At 39.6% G+C, this 17330-nt stretch carries 15 protein-coding genes and 1 tRNA gene; 12 read left to right on the top strand and 4 right to left on the bottom strand.

What is annotated here, in order from left to right:
- Positions 1 to 71: 71 nt before the first annotated feature.
- From ACSHZO_RS08080 to ACSHZO_RS08060, 5 genes are all read left to right on the top strand, one after another.
- Positions 72 to 3182, top strand: a complete 3111-nt coding sequence (locus ACSHZO_RS08080; RefSeq protein WP_298246972.1) for a UvrD-helicase domain-containing protein — start codon at positions 72 to 74, stop codon at positions 3180 to 3182.
- Positions 3183 to 3225: 43 nt separating this feature from the next.
- Positions 3226 to 4422, top strand: a complete 1197-nt coding sequence (gene kbl / locus ACSHZO_RS08075; RefSeq protein ID WP_298246971.1) for a glycine C-acetyltransferase — start codon at positions 3226 to 3228, stop codon at positions 4420 to 4422.
- A 181-nt stretch (positions 4423 to 4603) separates the two neighbouring features.
- A complete protein-coding gene (locus tag ACSHZO_RS08070; protein ID WP_298246970.1) occupies positions 4604 to 6028 on the top strand; it encodes an OmpA family protein in 1425 nt (474 codons plus the stop codon).
- A gap of 61 nt (positions 6029 to 6089) precedes the next feature.
- Positions 6090 to 8840: a PD-(D/E)XK nuclease family protein gene (locus ACSHZO_RS08065; protein WP_298246969.1), complete on the top strand. Its 2751-nt coding sequence runs from the start codon at positions 6090 to 6092 to the stop codon at positions 8838 to 8840.
- Positions 8827 to 9720, top strand: a complete 894-nt coding sequence (locus ACSHZO_RS08060; RefSeq protein WP_298246983.1) for an alpha/beta hydrolase family protein — start codon at positions 8827 to 8829, stop codon at positions 9718 to 9720. Before ACSHZO_RS08065 ends, ACSHZO_RS08060 begins: the two co-directional genes overlap by 14 nt.
- A 42-nt stretch (positions 9721 to 9762) precedes the next feature.
- Here ACSHZO_RS08060 and ACSHZO_RS08055 read toward each other — a convergent pair.
- A tRNA-Ala gene (locus ACSHZO_RS08055) sits at positions 9763 to 9836 on the bottom strand.
- Positions 9837 to 9897: 61 nt separating this feature from the next.
- Here ACSHZO_RS08055 and ACSHZO_RS08050 point away from each other — a divergent pair.
- The 5 genes from ACSHZO_RS08050 to ACSHZO_RS08030 are packed head-to-tail and all read left to right on the top strand — an operon-like array spanning position 9898 to position 12929.
- Positions 9898 to 10398, top strand: coding sequence for a GNAT family N-acetyltransferase (locus tag ACSHZO_RS08050; RefSeq protein WP_298246968.1), 501 nt, complete (start codon positions 9898 to 9900; stop codon positions 10396 to 10398).
- A gap of 26 nt (positions 10399 to 10424) precedes the next feature.
- Complete coding sequence (locus ACSHZO_RS08045) at positions 10425 to 11765, top strand: MATE family efflux transporter (RefSeq protein ID WP_298246967.1); 1341 nt, start codon at positions 10425 to 10427, stop codon at positions 11763 to 11765.
- A 56-nt stretch (positions 11766 to 11821) separates the two neighbouring features.
- On the top strand, positions 11822 to 12583 hold the full coding sequence (locus ACSHZO_RS08040; RefSeq protein WP_298246966.1) for an enoyl-CoA hydratase/isomerase family protein: 762 nt from the start codon (positions 11822 to 11824) through the stop codon (positions 12581 to 12583).
- 6 nt (positions 12584 to 12589) lie between these two features.
- The gene (locus ACSHZO_RS08035) at positions 12590 to 12775 is read left to right on the top strand and encodes a hypothetical protein (RefSeq protein ID WP_295180710.1); all 186 of its coding nucleotides are present in this window, start codon (positions 12590 to 12592) and stop codon (positions 12773 to 12775) included.
- Positions 12750 to 12929: a hypothetical protein gene (locus ACSHZO_RS08030; RefSeq protein ID WP_141876305.1), complete on the top strand. Its 180-nt coding sequence runs from the start codon at positions 12750 to 12752 to the stop codon at positions 12927 to 12929. Before ACSHZO_RS08035 ends, ACSHZO_RS08030 begins: the two co-directional genes overlap by 26 nt.
- Positions 12930 to 13039: 110 nt before the next feature.
- Here ACSHZO_RS08030 and ACSHZO_RS08025 read toward each other — a convergent pair whose 3' ends face one another.
- The gene (locus tag ACSHZO_RS08025; protein WP_298246965.1) at positions 13040 to 13693 is read right to left on the bottom strand and encodes a 2OG-Fe(II) oxygenase; all 654 of its coding nucleotides are present in this window, start codon (positions 13691 to 13693) and stop codon (positions 13040 to 13042) included.
- A gap of 99 nt (positions 13694 to 13792) precedes the next feature.
- On the opposite strand from ACSHZO_RS08025, the gene ACSHZO_RS08020 reads away from it, so the two are divergent.
- Positions 13793 to 14245, top strand: coding sequence for a 6-pyruvoyl trahydropterin synthase family protein (locus ACSHZO_RS08020; RefSeq protein ID WP_298246964.1), 453 nt, complete (start codon positions 13793 to 13795; stop codon positions 14243 to 14245).
- 86 nt (positions 14246 to 14331) lie between these two features.
- Here ACSHZO_RS08020 and ACSHZO_RS08015 read toward each other — a convergent pair whose 3' ends face one another.
- On the bottom strand, positions 14332 to 14703 hold the full coding sequence (locus tag ACSHZO_RS08015) for a hypothetical protein (RefSeq protein ID WP_298246963.1): 372 nt from the start codon (positions 14701 to 14703) through the stop codon (positions 14332 to 14334).
- A gap of 136 nt (positions 14704 to 14839) precedes the next feature.
- On the opposite strand from ACSHZO_RS08015, the gene ACSHZO_RS08010 reads away from it, so the two are divergent.
- The gene (locus ACSHZO_RS08010) at positions 14840 to 15598 is read left to right on the top strand and encodes a UDP-2,3-diacylglucosamine diphosphatase (protein WP_298246962.1); all 759 of its coding nucleotides are present in this window, start codon (positions 14840 to 14842) and stop codon (positions 15596 to 15598) included.
- On the opposite strand, the gene recJ is transcribed toward ACSHZO_RS08010, so the two are convergent.
- Positions 15595 to 17295, bottom strand: a complete 1701-nt coding sequence (recJ, locus tag ACSHZO_RS08005) for a single-stranded-DNA-specific exonuclease RecJ (protein ID WP_298246961.1) — start codon at positions 17293 to 17295, stop codon at positions 15595 to 15597. The genes ACSHZO_RS08010 and recJ overlap by 4 nt on opposite strands.
- Positions 17296 to 17330: the final 35 nt, after the last annotated feature.

Below are 17330 nucleotides of genomic sequence, written 5' to 3'. Positions count from 1 at the left end.
CGGTTTCCAGTCATTTTTATTTTAACTTTAAGCTTTGTACAAGCTCTCAAATCTCAATATTATAGCCGAATTTGGAAAATTTCTTTCATATCTATAACGCCTCTGCAGGCTCTGGAAAAACCTTTACACTCGTAAAGCGTTATCTCAGTATTTTATTCAACTCCAATCGAAAGGATAGCTATAAAAATATCCTTGCCATCACCTTTACTAATAAAGCTGTTGGTGAAATGAAAAAACGGATCATAGAAAGCCTGGCCAGTTTCTCGAAAGAAGATTCTGCTCAGGTAGATCCTTTAATGACCGCGATCATGGAAGAAACCAATCTTTCAGAAAAGCAAATTCGTGAGAAATCCAGGGAAATCCTTAAAAGCATTATTCATAATTATGCTGCTTTTGAGATTTCAACTATAGACGGATTTACGCATCGGGTGATTCGCACTTTCGCTCGTGACCTTGGTATACCCATGAATTTTGAAGTGGAAATTGGAGCGGAAGATATTCTTATGGAAGCGGTAGACAGCCTTATTAACCGCGCCGGTAATGATGAGGAATTAACCCGTGTGCTGGTGAACTACACCCTGTCAAAAACAGATGATGATCGCAGCTGGGATATAAGTCGAGATCTTTACGAGATATCGCGTTTGCTCATCAACGAAAATCACCAGAAAGAGATCGCAGTACTTAAAACCAGAACGCTGGAAGATTTTGCTGCATTTGCGAAAAAGTTAAGGGCAGATATGCTTGAAGCTGAAGAGGGGTTAAAAACTTTTGGAGATCATTTTTTTGAAGTTATCCAGAACGCAGGACTGTCAGAGGAAAATTTTAAAGGTAAGTACATACCCAAGCATTTTGAAAAATTGCAGCAAGGTGATATGTCGGTTGCTTTTGAGAGTGCGTGGGCAAAGAACATTGCAGATTCCCCAATGTATGCCAAAACCAAAGCCAGCAAGGATATTCAAATAAGCATGGATTCTTTACAACCTGAAATTGTGGAGATTTTCGAAAATTCCAAAAAGCTATTCTTTCATCTGGAATTTCTTACTGAGATCCGGAAAAACCTGGTTCAGCTTTCCTTGATCAATGAAATAAACCGGGAAATAGAGCTGATTAAGAAAGAAAAAAATGTGATTCTTATTTCAGAATTTAATCCAAAAATAAGTGAACAGGTAAAAGATCAACCGGCTCCTTTTATTTATGAACGACTTGGAGAACGTTTCCAGCATTATTTTATTGATGAATTCCAGGATACATCTACCATGCAATGGGAAAACCTGGTGCCACTTATAAGCCATAATCTTAGTCAGGGCGAAGAAGCATCTGGTATTACGATCGTGGGTGACGCCAAGCAGAGTATTTATCGCTGGCGAGGTGGCCGGGCAGAACAACTTATCGACCTTAGCAATAAAAAGACGAGTCCGTTTCAGGTAGAACAGGTTCTTGAGAACCTTCCGAATAATTTTAGAAGTGGATCCACCGTGGTGAACTTCAATAATAGCTTTTTTCAGTATGCTGCGACCCTTTTAACACATCCTGAATATGCCGATTTATTTAAGAATTCAGCACAATCGCCTAAAAAAGGTGAATTTGGTTATGTGAACGTAAGTTTTGTAGAGGCGAAAAATGCTGAAGAGCAACTGGAAGTCTATCCTCAAAAGATCTTCGCAACCATCAAAGAACTGGAGGAGCAAGGCTATTCCAAGCAGGATATCTGCATTCTCACCAGGCGTAAAAAAGAAGGAATTGCGATTGCTGAATATCTTTCGGAACAGGGAATTTCAGTAATTTCTTCTGAAACGCTTCTGGTTTCCCAATCTTCGGAAGTTAAATTAATTGCAGATCTACTGAAGTTTTCCCTGTATCCCGAAGACGATCAGCTAAAACTGAAGATCTATGAGCAGTTGTCACCTCGTTTCATTTCCGAAGAAGAAAGTTTCCCGGTACTTGTGGAGCATTTGCCTAAAAATGGACAGGAATTTCTAGGATGGTTGAATTCTCAATTGGTAAGCTTTGATCTCATGGAGATCAAAAGATTGTCGATTTACGAAGCCGCAGAATATATCATTCGAAGTTTTGAACTTGTACAGCAATCCAATGCGTACATCCAGTTTTTCCTGGATTATATATTTGAATCTGCTCAAAAAACATCCAACAGTCTGCATTCTTTTCTTGAACTCTGGGAACGGAAAAAGGACAGGCTAAGCATCGTGGTTCCAGAAACCGATGATGCCGTACAGATCATGACCATTCATAAATCAAAAGGTCTTGAATTTCCTGTAGTTATCTATCCTTTTGCAGATGCAGACCTGCAAAATACGAGAATGGACAACCTATGGTTAAGCGTTCCAGATGAAAATATTCCGCTGGCTTATGTAAGTGCTTCTAAAAAATTATTGAACTGGAATGAGGAAGCGGTTGAGAAATATCATGACTTGTTAAGCAAGAATGAGCTGGATACATTGAATGTACTCTATGTTGCCTGTACGCGAGCTGCGGAACAGCTGTATATTATGACCAGTCACGAATCTTCAGATAAGAAAACCCTTAATATTTCAGGAATCCTTAGAAACTTCCTGGAATCTGAGTCTAGATATGATGATTCTCTGGTTTGCGAATTTGGTGAAAGGCTAAAATATTCTTCCGAAGAGAAAAAAGGAAAAACTTCTATTTTCCCGGAACAATTCTATACGTCCCCGGTTCAGAACAAAGCTGTAAATATCGTAACGAGATCTGGTGCAATGTGGGATACAAAGCAGCAGGAGGCTATCGAAAAAGGTGAACTTGCTCACGAAATCCTGGCCAGGATCAATTCTTCAAAAGACCTGGAAAAAGCCATGGACTGGGCTGTAAATTCAGGATTAATAAGGGAAGAATCAAGGACAGAGATCTCTGCCACCATCGAAAAGATCATTCAGCACAAAGAACTGAAGCATTTGTTTGCAGAAGATGTGCAAAACAAGAATGAAAAGGAGATTATTACTCAGGATGGTAACCGATTGCGTCCAGACAGATTGAACTTCAGTAATAATAAGATCACCATTATAGATTATAAGACCGGTGGATTTGTGGATACTCATACCCGCCAGGTTTCAGAATACGCGAAAGCCATGACCAATATGGGTTATGAAGTGGAGAAATCTCTGCTGGTATATACGAACGAACCGGTTCAGATAAGGATTGTATAAAAGAATTATAACTTTGCACGAGAGTGAAAATTAAAATATTGATATGTACGGAAAAATAAAAGAGCATTTAGAAAAAGAACTTGAGGAGATCAAAAACGACGGACTCTTCAAAAAAGAACGAATCATTACCGGACCTCAGGACGCGGTAATCAAAATATCTACCGGGCAGGAAGTGATCAACTTTTGTGCGAACAATTACCTGGGATTATCTTCGCATCCTGAGGTGATACAGGCTGCAAAAGACACTATGGATACTCATGGTTTTGGAATGTCCAGTGTACGTTTTATTTGTGGAACCCAGGATATTCATAAAGAACTGGAGCAAAAGATCGCAGATTTCTACGGAACTGAAGATACAATCTTGTATGCTGCATGTTTTGATGCCAACGGAGGGATTTTTGAGCCACTGCTTACTAAGGAAGATGCTATTATTTCAGATTCACTAAATCACGCTTCCATTATTGATGGGGTGAGACTATGTAAAGCTGCACGTTATCGTTATCAGAATGGTGACATGAATGATCTTGAAGAGCAATTAAAGACAGCCAACGAAAAAGGTGCTCGTTTTAAAATGATCGTGACAGATGGTGTGTTCTCCATGGATGGCCTTGTTGCTCCATTGGACGCTATTTGCGATCTGGCAGATAAATATGATGCGTTAGTAATGATCGATGAATGCCATGCCACCGGTTTTATTGGCGAGAAAGGAATTGGTACACTGGAAGAAAAGAATGTTCTTGGGAGAGTAGACATTATCACGGGTACATTAGGAAAAGCACTTGGTGGCGCCATGGGAGGTTACACCACTGCTAAAAAAGAGATCATTGAACTATTAAGACAAAGATCAAGACCTTACCTGTTTTCAAACTCATTGGCCCCTGCGATCGTAGGAGCATCCATTAAAGTATTTGACATGCTGGAAAATGATTCCAGTTTAAGACAAAAGTTAAAAGAAAATACTGCTTACTTCAAAAAAGGTATTAAAGATGCCGGTTTCGAGATCATTGATGGCGAAGCAGCAATTGTACCGGTAATGCTTCATGATGCAAAATTATCCCAGGATATGGCAGATAAGTTGCTTGAGGAGGGAATCTACGTGATAGGATTCTTCTATCCTGTGGTTCCAAAGGGAAAAGCAAGAATTAGAGTCCAATTATCTGCTGCACATAACAAGGAACATCTGGACAAAGCAATTCAGGCATTTACCAAAGTTGGAAAGGAATTAGGAGTGATTAGCTAAAATTAACTTCTTATTTAATGATTGAAGAAGGCTGATTTCATTGAAAACCAGTTGTTAACAAGGCTGAAAACCCTTTGGAATCGCGCTCTAATTAAGAAAACTTTATTATTTTTACTTTTGTTAATATGCATTAAGCATATACTTTTGCTTACTATTAACACTTAAAACTAAACTATTAAATATGAAACATCTTAGCAAAATTGTATTGGCTTCTTTGCTGTTTTTGGGCTTTACTACGGCTCAGGCACAGGATGCTGACAACCCTTGGGCAATTGGTATTGGTGCCAATGCAGTCGATTTTTATCCAACCGGTGAGGATGCTCCTCTAGGTGGATGGTTCGACCAGTATTTTAATACCGGAGATCACTGGAACATTCTTCCATCGGTTTCTAAGCTTTCTGTATCCAGATATATTGGTGCAGGATTTGTAGGAGAATTGAGTGGTACTATTAACCAGATCGACAAGTATGGTGATAGAGGAGTTCAGGATCTTTCTTACTATGGTGTTGACCTTGGATTAGATTACAGCCTTAGAGCACTACTTAATGACGGATGGATTGATCCTGTTGTTGGAGTTGGTGGTGGTTACACTTGGATTGGTGACCAGGATGGGGAAGATATCTCTAACCTAGATGCTGCAACTCTTAACGGTAAAGTAGGATTGAACTTCTGGTTTTCAGATAACATCGCTCTTACTGTAGAATCTAAGTACAAGCACGTATTTGAAGCTGAAATGGCTTCTCACTTCCAACATGCTGCTGGTGTTAAGTTCATGTTCGGTGGAACTGATACTGACGGTGACGGAGTATATGATAAAGATGATGAGTGTCCAGAACAACCAGGTCTTGCTGAATTCAACGGTTGCCCAGACTCTGATGGTGACGGAATCGAAGATCGTCAGGATGCATGTCCTAACGAAGCTGGTCTTGCTGAATTTGACGGATGTCCTGATTCTGATGGTGACGGTGTAGCTGATCCTGATGATGATTGTCCTGAAGTTGCAGGTCTTGCAGAAATGAACGGTTGTCCTGATGCTGACGGTGATGGTGTAAGAGATGACGAAGATGAGTGTCCTGAAGAAGCTGGTCCAGCTGAAAACAATGGATGCCCATGGCCTGATACTGACGGTGACGGAATCCTTGATAAGGATGATGACTGTCCTGAAGTAGCTGGTGTTGCTGCATCTAATGGATGTCCAGAACCAACTGCTGAAGTAATTTCAGAACTTAACGAATATTCTAAGACTGTACTTTTTGACTTGAACAAAGCAACTATCAGAACTGAATCTGAAGAAGCTCTTAAGTCTATCGTAGATATCATGAATGAGTATCCACAAACTATCTTCCACATTGGAGGTCACACAGATAGCTCAGGAAGTGATTCCTACAACATGAATCTTTCTAAAGAACGTGCTGCTTCTGTAGCCACTTTCCTTGAAGAGAATGGTGTACCTTCTAACAGATTGACTTCTGAAGGATATGGTGAAACTCAACCAATTGCTACTAACAGTACTGCAAAAGGAAGACAGGATAACAGACGTGTTGAAATCTCTCTTGACAAAGACAAAGAGATGAAAGACAAGTCTAATGAAGAGTCAATGAACTAATTATTGAATTATTCATATAAGAAAACGCTCCGCATTGCGGGGCGTTTTTTATTTTAGGGCTATGAAATCATTCATCTGCGAAGTCCTGGAAAACCTAAGGGCTACCAATCCAAAAATCTCTGAGCTGGTCATTATTCTTCCCAGCAAAAGGGCCGGTGCTTATTTACTTAAAGAACTGGCTGCGATCACAGAAGAAACCATCTTCGCACCTACGATCTATAGTATTGAAGAGTTTACAGAGGTCATCTCGAAACTACAGGGAATTGACAATACCGTCACCCTTTTCGAGTTTTATAATGTTTATAAAGAACTGACTCCTGAAAATGAACAGGAAACATTTGAAACATTTGTGACCTGGGCACAAAGTCTTATTCATGATTTTAATGAAATTGACCGATACCTGATCGATCATAAACCTTTCTTTGATTACCTCTCAGGTATACAGGATATAAAACACTGGTATCTTCAAGAAGAAAAAACAGAATTGATCGAGAAATACCTCGCTTTCTGGAAAAGACTTCCAGATTATTATGAATCCCTTGCCAACAGGTTGCTGGAAAAAGAACAGGGATATCAGGGCCTTATTTATCGGAAGGCATCAGAGAATATCGAGGAATATTCAGCCAGTATAACTTCAAAGCATGTTTTTATTGGTTTCAATGCTTTAAATGCTTCAGAACAGTATATCATTCAATTCATGCTGGAGAAGAATAAGGCTGAAGTTTTCTGGGATCTTGACGAGCATTTCTACAACGATCGTGCACATGGTGCTTCTTTGTTCCTGTGGCAATACCTCGAAAACTGGAAATTTTACCAGCAAAACCCAAAGCCTGAATTTAACAATAAGTATTCCGAAGAAAAGGATATTCAGCTCATTGGCGTACCTAAAAATATTGGGCAAGCAAAATATCTAGGCGAGATCATTACCGCTCTCACTTCCGAAGAACTGGAGAATACGGCGATAGTACTTGGCGAAGAAGAACTCTTATTACCCGTTTTAAGCTCACTACCAGATCATATAAATGATTTGAATGTAACTATGGGTTTCCCTATAGATAATGCACCTGTAAGCTCTCTTTTTGAAAATATCTTTAATATTCATATCTCAACAAGTAAGGATCATTATTATAAAGATGTTCTTGGGATCATAAATCATCCGGCTTTGTATGAAATCATTTCAGCTGATGCAGATAGGTTGATAAAGAAAATCAATAAAGGCAACCTTGTTTATTTGAAGTCTGAAGAAATTCTGGGAGAATTCAAGGATGAAAATCGAAGAATAGCTGAACTATGTTTTAGATCGAAAAATGATTCGGTTACCAGATTTTCTGAGGATGTACAGGAACTCATACAGATTCTTAAAGTACATTTAAAGGCGAAAGAAGATAGGATTTCTCTAGAGTTCTTATATCATTTCTACCAACTCTTCAATAAACTGGAAACTCTGAATGAGAAGTTTACCCATATAAAAACGATCAGGTCTTTACATGACTTTTATAAGGAACTGGTAAGCACTGAAACGCTGGACTTCCAGGGTAGACCTTTTAAAGGATTACAACTTATGGGAATGCTTGAGTCACGGGCACTTGACTTTGAAACTGTGATTATAACCTCTCTTAACGAAGGGACACTGCCTGCAGGAAAATCAGAAAATTCATTTATTCCCTATGATCTAAAACAGGAATATAAACTGCCTACCTACCGGGAAAAGGATGCGGTGTATACGTACCATTTTTACCGATTGTTACAACGCGCAAAAAAGGTTTTTCTATTATATAATACAGAAGCAGACGGACTCAACTCTGGAGAGAAGTCCAGATTCATCACTCAGTTGGAGATAGAAAATATTCCAGCGCACCATATCACCCAGCATCTTATTAGCCCGATGGTACCCGCTAACGGCCAAAAGTTAAGAGAGGTAGAGAAAACTCCGCGAATGATGGAGAAGATCAGGAGTCTTGCTGCCTCAGGATTTTCACCATCAGCATTAACTACGTATATGCGCAATCCGCTGGATTTCTATAATCAGTATGTGCTGGGAGTGAGAGATCAGGAAGAAGTAGAAGAAACAGTGGCTTTTAATACCCTTGGAACAGTAGTGCATAACGCACTGGAAAACCTATACAAACCACTGGAAGGAGAATTACTATCCACAGAACTTGTTGAAAGATTTAAAAAAGAAGCGAACACCCAGATCGCAAAAGAATTTGCAGAAAATTATAGCAAAGCGCCATTAGATAAAGGCCGGAATTTACTGATCTTCGAAGTAGCTAAAAGATATATGCGCAATTTTCTGAATATTGAAATTAAGAGACTGGAAAATGGTAGCGAAATTCAAATATTACAGATCGAAAAAGATCTTAAAGTCCAATTACCAATAGATCATCTGCAATTTCCGGTTTTTTTGAGAGGTAAAGTAGACCGGGTTGAAAAAACGGATGGAGTGACCAGAATCGTGGATTACAAGACCGGAAAAGTCGAATCGAAAGACCTGATCGTAAAGGACTGGAGTGAAATAACAAAAGATTATGACAAATTCGCAAAAAGCTTTCAGGTTTTAACTTACGCCACCTTGATATCCCTTGAGAAAGATCTTAAATTCCCAGCTGAAGCAGGAATCATATCTTTCAAGAATCTTAGATCAGGATTTCTTAAATTTCAGCTGAAAATTGACAAAAAACCAGACTATTTGATTCAGGAAGAAACCCTGGAAAATTTTCAGAAAGAGCTAAAAAAATTAATAATGGAGATCTGCAATCCAGAAATTCCATTTATTGAAAAAGAAATTAAAAAACATTATGGAAGTTTCTAAGGAACAGAATATCATCATCGAGGGTCGTCACAACAAACCAATTCCAATGGACCTTATTTTCAAGGATGATGGAAAACCAAAACCAGTGGTGATCTTTTGTCACGGATATAAAGGTTTTAAGGACTGGGGTGCCTGGGATAAAATGGGCGAACTGATTGCTGAAGCAGGCTATTTCTTTGTGAAGTTTAATTTTAGTCACAATGGAACAAGTCCAGAAAATCCAACGGAATTCTACCAGATAGAAGCATTTGGTGATAATAATTACACCATCGAATTAGATGATCTACAATCTGTCATCGACTCACTTCTATTACCAACTTTCAAGTTCGGTCAACACCTGGATCCTTCAGATATTAGTTTGATAGGTCATTCCAGAGGTGGAGGAATCACTGTATTAAAGTCGGCTCAGGACAAACGAATCACCAAACTTATTACTCTTGCATCAGTTTCAGATTTTGGATCAAGATTTCCGGAAGGAAAAAAACTGGAAGCATGGGAGAAGAAAGGGGTGCAGTACATCGTAAATTCAAGAACTGGGCAGCAACTGCCTCACCATTACCAGTTCTACAAAAACTTTAAGGAAAACAAAGAGAAGCTCAATATTAAAAAGGCGGCTCAAAAACTGAAAATTCCACATTTGATCGCCCACGGAAGTAGCGATACCAGTGTATCTATTGGAGAGGCTGGGAATCTTTTTGAATGGAGTCCTGCTCCAAAACTATTATTAGTCGAAAATGCTAATCATGTCTTCGGGGTATCTCATCCCTGGAAAGAGGAACAAGAACTTCCAAAGGAATTTAAACATGTGATCAATAAAACGATCGAGTTCCTGAATGCTGATGCGGAGGATCTTTATGCCGAATATGCCGATAACGATTAATCCTGAAAAACAAAAAACCACTGAAGTTCAGTGGTTTTTTTGTGGAGAATATCGGAGTCGAACCGATGACCTTTTGGCTGCCAGCCAAACGCTCTAGCCAGCTGAGCTAATCCCCCATAGCGGAGCAAATGTAATGATTTTTCATAAATATGAAAATGTTTATTTTATTAGTACCAAATGATCAAAAGAGCTAAAAATAGCGACCTCCGGGAGATCAAAAAACTAACTGAAGCCTGTGCCCAAGCGATGATCGAACAGGGAATCTATCAATGGAATGAATACTATCCTTCCATCGAAAAACTACAGGCCGATATTGAAAAACAGGAACTATTCAAGTTAGTTTCAAATGATGAAATTCTAGGCATCATTGTCCTCACTCCGGTTAAGGATGAGGAGTATGAACCCATAAATTGGTTGAGCAAAACAGAGAATAATCTTTATGTTCACAGGCTGGCTACACATCCTAAACATTGGGGTTCTGGAATAGGACAACAGTTAATGAACTTTGCCGAAAACCTTGCCAGAAAAAAGAATTATGAGTCGGTAAGACTTGATACCTTCAGTTTAAATAAGCGGAATCATAAATTTTACGAAGCCCGAAGATACCAGCGATTGGGTAATATTTATTTTCCGAAGCAAAGCGAAGCTCCTTTTTATTGTTACGAGTTGCTTTTGTAATATAAAGGCTTCTATATTTGCTGAATATGGCCTCAAACTCGGGAAATTCAGTAAGTTTTGGTAATATTAATAAGATCGCGATCCCAGCGATCATCGCAGGTATTGCAGAACCATTAATTTCACTAACCGATATTGCAATTATTGGGAATGTAAAAGAAAACTCCATAGAAGCACTGGCCGCAGCAGGAATTGTAGGTTCCTTTCTTTCTGCTATCATCTGGATCGTAGCGCAAACCAAAACTGCCATTTCAGCAACCGTTTCTCAACATCTGGGAGCAAACCGATTACATGCTGTCAAGACTCTAATTCCCCAAACCATTCTTTTTAATTTTCTGTTTAGCCTGGTAATTTATGCTACCACGGCGATCTTTGCTGAAGCAATCTTCAGCGCGTATAATGCTGATGGTCTTATTCTACAATATTCTGAAAATTATTATAAGATTAGGGCACTTGGATATCCACTAACACTGGTGACCTTTGCGATCTTTGGCGTTTTTCGAGGTTTACAGAATACGCTCTGGGCAATGAAATGCAGTCTTACCGGAGCGGTGGTAAATATAGTACTGGACTATATTCTGGTTTATGGAATTGAAGGACTGGTGCCAGCTATGCATCTTGAGGGTGCTGCGTATGCCAGTCTTGCTGCGCAGGCGACTATGCTTATCATGGCTCTCTGGTTTTATTTCAGGAAAACACCATTTCATTTGAAGTTGAGTCTAAAGATCAATCCGCAGATGAAACCTTTATTACTTATGGCCGCAAACCTATTCATAAGAACTGCTGCACTTAATTTTGCGATCTATCTGGCCAACGCTTACGCGACAGATTATGGTAAGAACTACATCGCGGCCCAGAGCATTCTTATGAACATCTGGCTGTTCTTCAGCTTTTTTATAGATGGATACGCCAATGCAGGAAACGCAATCGGCGGAAAATTACTGGGCGCCAGGGATTATAAAAATTTATGGGAACTGAGTAAGAAAATAAGCAAGTATGCGGTACTTATCGCGCTAATTCTAATGGGGATTTGCTTCGCATTATATGATCAGATCGGGTTTTTGTTCAATAAAGAAGGAAGTGTACTCGCATTATTCTCTTCAGTTTTCTGGATAGTTTTGATCATGCAACCTGTAAATGCAATCGCTTTTATGTTCGACGGAATCTTTAAAGGACTGGGAGAAGCAAAATATTTGCGAAATGTCTTACTGGTCGCGACTTTCCTTGGCTTCACTCCTGCCCTTCTGCTTGCAGATCATTTCGGACTCAAACTTTATGCGATCTGGATCGCGTTCTTTGTATGGATGCTCATTCGAAGCAGTGCATTAGTGATATATTTCAGAAGAAAATATCTTCACAAAGAAGTCTAAAGACGATCAGGAGATATACTTAGAAATCTTATTTTTGAGTAAAATCGTAATACATTATGAGTACCAACCGCGAGAACGGAAGTTTATTTACCAATATAGACCAGAAGATTGCAACACTGGAATTTGGTCACCCAGCCAGTAATTCATTTCCGTCGGTGCTTCTGAAAAGACTGGAAGATGAGATTCATAACCTTTCCGAAAATAAGGATGTGGCCGTGATCATTCTAAAATCTGAAGGTGAAAAAGCTTATTGTGCCGGTGCCTCTTTTGATGAACTTATCAATATCTCTAATCTTGAAGAGGGTAAGAAATTCTTTTCAGGTTTTGCAGGAGTGATCAATGCGATGAGAGTTTGTAAAAAACTGATCGTTGGAAGAATTCATGGTAAAACAGTTGGTGGTGGTGTTGGACTTGCCGCTGCCTGCGACTATGCTTTCGCTACGGAAGCCGCTTCGATTAAGCTTTCAGAATTGAGTATTGGAATTGGTCCTTTTGTGATCGCTCCGGCGGTAGAAAGAAAAATGGGTACCGCTGCACTGGCAGAACTTACTCTGGCTGCTCATGAGTGGAAGAATGCATATTGGGCTAAAGAAAAAGGTTTGTTCGCCCGTGTTTTTGAATCCGTTAAGGACATGGACAAGGAATTATCACTATTTACTGAAAAGCTTGCTTCCTACAATCCTCAGGCACTTACTGAAATGAAACAGATCCTTTGGAAAGACACCGATCACTGGCCGCAACTGCTGGAAGAAAGAGCGGCTATTTCTGGAGAACTGGTACTTTCAGATTTTACAAAAAATGCACTTTCAAAATTCTGAAAATAGATGAGTTCGATACAATCTATTAAACCGGAAAAAGATGAAGCTTACGAGATGGGTTACACGATAGGAACTTTCCTTGGTGAGAACATCTATCTTTTAATTGCCCTGATTATTGGATTGATCGCAGTAATATTCATGTGGAAATACATTAAAAACACACCCGATGCAGGAACACCTCCCGAAAGATAAAGATCCAAACGAATCCCAGGAATGGGGCTGGACGTTTCAGGAATTTATCACAGAAAACCTGTGGTATCTACTGGCAATACTATTTTTAATAGTCATATTCGTTTACGCACGTTACCGCTGGAGAGTTCGTAACAATCGAAAATACAAGAACTAATGGAGCAGGATACTTGGGAGTTTCTGAGTTTTTTAAGCGGAATGGGCTTCTGGATCCTTCTCACCATCATTCTTATTGTAGTCGTCCTTTACAAAAAGTTTAAAAAGTAATTACCTCGTTTTCAACCAGCCTGTAATGCTTAGCCTTGGAACCTTCACAGTTTTGACTTCATGTTCCAATTCCTGACTTTCAAAAATCACCATTCTCCCGGGCAAAGGATAGATCTTCAATTCCTCCTCCTGTCCATTCTTAGTCGTATAAATACTCAGTTCTCCCCCATTTTCCGGAGTCCAGTCTTCACTATTCAGATAACAAACCATGGATAATTTACGTCGCCCGTCATTTTGAAAGGTATCTAGATGCCGCTTGTAGAAAGTTCCTTCAGGATAAAGCGCATAATGAAATTCTTTATGAAGTATCCCCATAAAACAAGTACGATTCAGGTATTGCACCAGATCATTGACCTTTTGAAAAAATATGGATTCAGCAGGTTCAGCTGTAGCTTCATTCATCCATAGAATAAAATCTCCTCGAACAGATTTTTCAATAAGCTCATTGGTTCTATTCCCAATTGCAGCTTTCTTAAAAGAATCTTCCTTATGTTTGGCTATAAGTGTAGACCTAAGCAGGTCTACCTCAGCAGGATTGAAGAAACCATCAACGATGCTATATTTTTGCTGCGCTATGTCATCAATGATTGTCTCGTAAAGCTCATTGAGCTCGAAATCTACCTGTTCAAATAATTCCTTTTCTTTAAGGATCATGTGCGAAAAATTTCGCAAATGTAAATTTTAATTCAATTCGTTGGTGTTAAAAATTTCGCCTTAAAAATTCCAATTATCTTTGCATAAAATAACTGCGTAATGAGCAAGATTCGAATCACCAAACAATTTACTTTTGAAACCGGTCACGCCCTGTATGGTTACGATGGCAAATGCCGTAACGTACATGGACATTCTTATAAACTTGGCGTCACAGTTATTGGCGAACCTATTACAGACCGCGAACACGTAAAATTGGGGATGGTGATCGATTTTGGAGATCTTAAAAAGATCGTGAAATCTGAGATTGTAGACCAGTTTGATCATGCGACCGTATTTAACAAAAATACACCGCACTTAGAGTTGGCAAAAGAGTTGAAATCACGTGGTCACCATATCATTCTCGTCGATTACCAGCCAACCAGTGAGAATATGGTGATCGATTTTGCAGCCAAAATTTCCAGACATTTACCTGAGCATATTAAGCTTCACTCTTTGAAATTACAGGAAACTGAAACTTCATTTGCAGAGTGGTATGCCAGTGATAATAGTTAGGGCGCACCCCTTCGGGTCGGGCTATACGCTACAAGTCCCGTGAAAAACGGGAGCTTTTCGCTGCTATCCCTTGCGCAAATTCTGAATTATGCCTTTTTCAATTCTCCAATCTGCAAAGCTTGATCGTAGTTGGCACTTACAGATTTTTTTAGACCAAGGATCTTAGCGCCATCTACGCGCTGTAGTGTTACAATATTTTCACCTTTTTTGTTCTGCGAAATCTTCACCACCTCAACCAGGGTGTTTTGAACCGACTTATAATTCGCCACTCCACCTTTCTTCACGACGAAGTTTAGCTTTGGCATATTCACAGCTGTATACGTGGTATTTTCCGGGGACTGTATTAGAAGACGATCACCAATTTCCGGATTAGTGTCAATATTTGTGGCATTTACCTGATAGCTCACTAAACCACAAATCATTAAAAAAGCGATTGAAAATAGTTTCGTAAATTTCATATTAGCAATATTTATGGATTTATTCTCTAAAATAATAATTTCTGAGCTTCTGGCGATGCGTTTTTAGAATGCTTTAAGTCTTACTTTAAAAATGAAGTTTCAGTAGAATTTCTATCTTCGCTGTAAGTTGTAAAACATGAAAGTTTCCCCGGGAAAAAAAATATATTTCGCCAGTGATAATCATCTTGGTGCACCTACTCAGGAAGAAAGCAGGCCGCGCGAAGCCAGGTTTGTGAAATGGCTTGATGAGATCAAAGAAGATGCAGAGGCAATTTTCCTTCTGGGAGACCTCTTCGATTTCTGGTTTGAATATAAACATGTTGTTCCTAAAGGCTTTGTTCGAACATTAGGTAAACTGGCCGAAATTAGAGATTCAGGGATTCCTATTTATTTTTTTGTAGGAAATCATGATTTATGGATGCAGGATTATTTTCAGAAGGAATTAAATATTCCAGTCTATCATAAACCTAAGGAGTTCGAATTTTCAGGCAAGAAATTTCTCGTTGGTCATGGAGATGGATTAGGCCCAGGAGATCATGGCTATAAAAGAATGAAAAAGGTATTTACCAACCCACTTTCCAAATGGTTTTACCGCTGGCTTCATCCTGATCTTGGAGTTCCCTTAGCACAGTATTTTTCAGTAAAGAATAAAGCGATCTCAGGAGAAGAAGACATGAAGTTCTTAGGTGAGGAAAAAGAATGGCTTATACAATACTGCAAGCGTAAGCTGGAGCAAAAAGACTATGATTACTTTCTTTTTGGTCACAGGCATTTACCTATGGAGATCGATCTTGACGGTAAAGCCACTTATATTAATACTGGTGATTGGATCAATCATTACACATTTGCGCAATTCGACGGAAAGGATCTTAAACTTGAAAAGCTGGTTTTCTAAAGACTTTCTCGTATATCCTTCAGTCTAAGCTGAATCGTGGTATTACCATTCCAGGTATTTTCATCGAGACTAAAAACAGCATCGAACTTCTTTCCCTGTTCTATCAAATTCAGTTTTTCGCCAAGGTTAAAGCCAATTACATCAAATTTTACGTTTGAGCCTTCCTGTTTTACCTGGCATTTCAGGTGAGTTTTATCTGCGCCCACACATTTTCCGAAGCCAGTATCGGTTAAGTTCCGCGTGAGGAAAACCGGCGACATATTTCCTGGCCCAAAGGGAGCGAATTGCTTCAGGATCCGGTAGAATTTTGGCGTAATATCTTTAAGGTCCAACTCGGCATCTATGGCAATTTCAGGAGTAAGAAGCTGCCTGTCGATCGTTTCGGAGACGACCTCCTCAAATTTTCTTTTAAAATTATCATACTCTGCTTCGAGCAGGGTCAATCCCGCTGCGTACTTATGACCTCCAAATTGCTCAATATGTTCACTACATTTTTCCAGAGCTTCGTAGACATCAAAACCTTTTACAGATCGCGCAGAGGCGGCAAGACGTTCCCCGCTCTTTGTAAAAACGAGCGTTGGGCGATACCAGGTTTCGGTTAACCTGGAAGCTACGATCCCAATCACACCTTTGTGCCACTGTTCATTATAGACTACGGTGGTTAGTCGGCTTTCTTCCTGAAGCTCCAGAATTTGCTGTTTCGCTTCTTCTGTAATACTTTTATCGGTACTTCGCCGATCGGTATTATAGGTCTCAATTTCTTCCGCATAAGTTGCAGAGATAGCTTCATCTTCTTCAGTCAGCAGATTTACCGCATGCAAACCATGTTTCATTCTGCCCGCAGCATTAATCCTTGGAGCTACGATAAAAACAACATCTGTAATACTTACATTTTTACGTTCACCTAGCAAACTCTTAATTCCTTTTCGGGGTGCAACATTGATCACATGCAAACCATGATAAGCGAGAATCCTGTTTTCGCCAGTGATGGGAACAATATCTGCTCCAATGGCCGTAGCTACCAGATCGAGGTAGGGAAGTAAAGTTTCTTCAGGTTCATTATTCTTAAGAGTGATCGCCTGGATTAATTTAAAACCAACACCGCAGCCGCATAGTTCGTCATAAGGATAATTGCAATCGCTCCTTTTTGGGTCAAGTACCGCAGCCGCATCTGGAATTTCATTGCCTGGGCGGTGATGATCACAAATCACGAAATCAATTCCTTTTTTCTTTGCATAAGCTACTTTATCAATCGCTTTAATTCCGCAGTCTAAGGCAATAATAAGACTCACGTCATTATCTTCAGCATAATCGATTCCCTGGTAGGATACACCATAACCTTCAGCATACCTGTCTGGAATATATGTGGTTACATTGGGATATCTGAATTTCAGAAATGAAGACATTAGCGCGACACTGGTAGTTCCATCTACATCATAATCTCCATAAACCATGATATTCTCTCCAGCTTCCATCGCCTGTTCTATCCTCACCACCGCCTTGTCCATATCCTTCATCAGGAAGGGATCATGTAAACCACCTAATTGTGGCCTGAAAAATTTCTTTGCTTCTTCAAAGGTGGTAATTCCCCGCTGAACCAGTAATTTCGAAACTGCCAGTCCACTTCCAAGCTTTTCGGCAAGAGCCTGTGCTGTGATAGGATTGGGTTTTGGCTTCAGGGTCCAGCGCGTCTTCATAGTCGTTCAAATTTCAGCCGAAAGTAATAAAATTC

It is taken from the genome of Christiangramia sp. 3-2217-3z (genome assembly GCF_051195275.1).
GTDB classification, from domain to species: domain Bacteria; phylum Bacteroidota; class Bacteroidia; order Flavobacteriales; family Flavobacteriaceae; genus Christiangramia; species Christiangramia marina.
Note: the sequence above shows the minus strand (reverse complement) of the source record. Positions and strands in the feature narration are given on the sequence as shown.

Excerpts from the sequence above, each read along its gene's own strand:
- kbl (WP_298246971.1), top strand. The coding sequence starts at position 3,226 with ATGTACGGAAAAATAAAAGAGCATTTAGAAAAAGAACTTGAGGAGATC.
- ACSHZO_RS08060 (WP_298246983.1), top strand. The coding sequence starts at position 8,827 with ATGGAAGTTTCTAAGGAACAGAATATCATCATCGAGGGTCGTCACAAC.
- ACSHZO_RS08025 (WP_298246965.1), bottom strand. The coding sequence starts at position 13,693 with ATGATCCTTAAAGAAAAGGAATTATTTGAACAGGTAGATTTCGAGCTC.
- ACSHZO_RS08045 (WP_298246967.1), top strand. The coding sequence starts at position 10,425 with ATGGCCTCAAACTCGGGAAATTCAGTAAGTTTTGGTAATATTAATAAG.
- ACSHZO_RS08035 (WP_295180710.1), top strand. The coding sequence starts at position 12,590 with ATGAGTTCGATACAATCTATTAAACCGGAAAAAGATGAAGCTTACGAG.
- ACSHZO_RS08020 (WP_298246964.1), top strand. The coding sequence starts at position 13,793 with ATGAGCAAGATTCGAATCACCAAACAATTTACTTTTGAAACCGGTCAC.
- recJ (WP_298246961.1), bottom strand. The coding sequence starts at position 17,295 with ATGAAGACGCGCTGGACCCTGAAGCCAAAACCCAATCCTATCACAGCA.
- ACSHZO_RS08010 (WP_298246962.1), top strand. The coding sequence starts at position 14,840 with ATGAAAGTTTCCCCGGGAAAAAAAATATATTTCGCCAGTGATAATCAT.
- ACSHZO_RS08030 (WP_141876305.1), top strand. The coding sequence starts at position 12,750 with ATGCAGGAACACCTCCCGAAAGATAAAGATCCAAACGAATCCCAGGAA.
- ACSHZO_RS08040 (WP_298246966.1), top strand. The coding sequence starts at position 11,822 with ATGAGTACCAACCGCGAGAACGGAAGTTTATTTACCAATATAGACCAG.
- ACSHZO_RS08070 (WP_298246970.1), top strand. The coding sequence starts at position 4,604 with ATGAAACATCTTAGCAAAATTGTATTGGCTTCTTTGCTGTTTTTGGGC.
- ACSHZO_RS08065 (WP_298246969.1), top strand. The coding sequence starts at position 6,090 with ATGAAATCATTCATCTGCGAAGTCCTGGAAAACCTAAGGGCTACCAAT.
- ACSHZO_RS08015 (WP_298246963.1), bottom strand. The coding sequence starts at position 14,703 with ATGAAATTTACGAAACTATTTTCAATCGCTTTTTTAATGATTTGTGGT.
- ACSHZO_RS08050 (WP_298246968.1), top strand. The coding sequence starts at position 9,898 with ATGATCAAAAGAGCTAAAAATAGCGACCTCCGGGAGATCAAAAAACTA.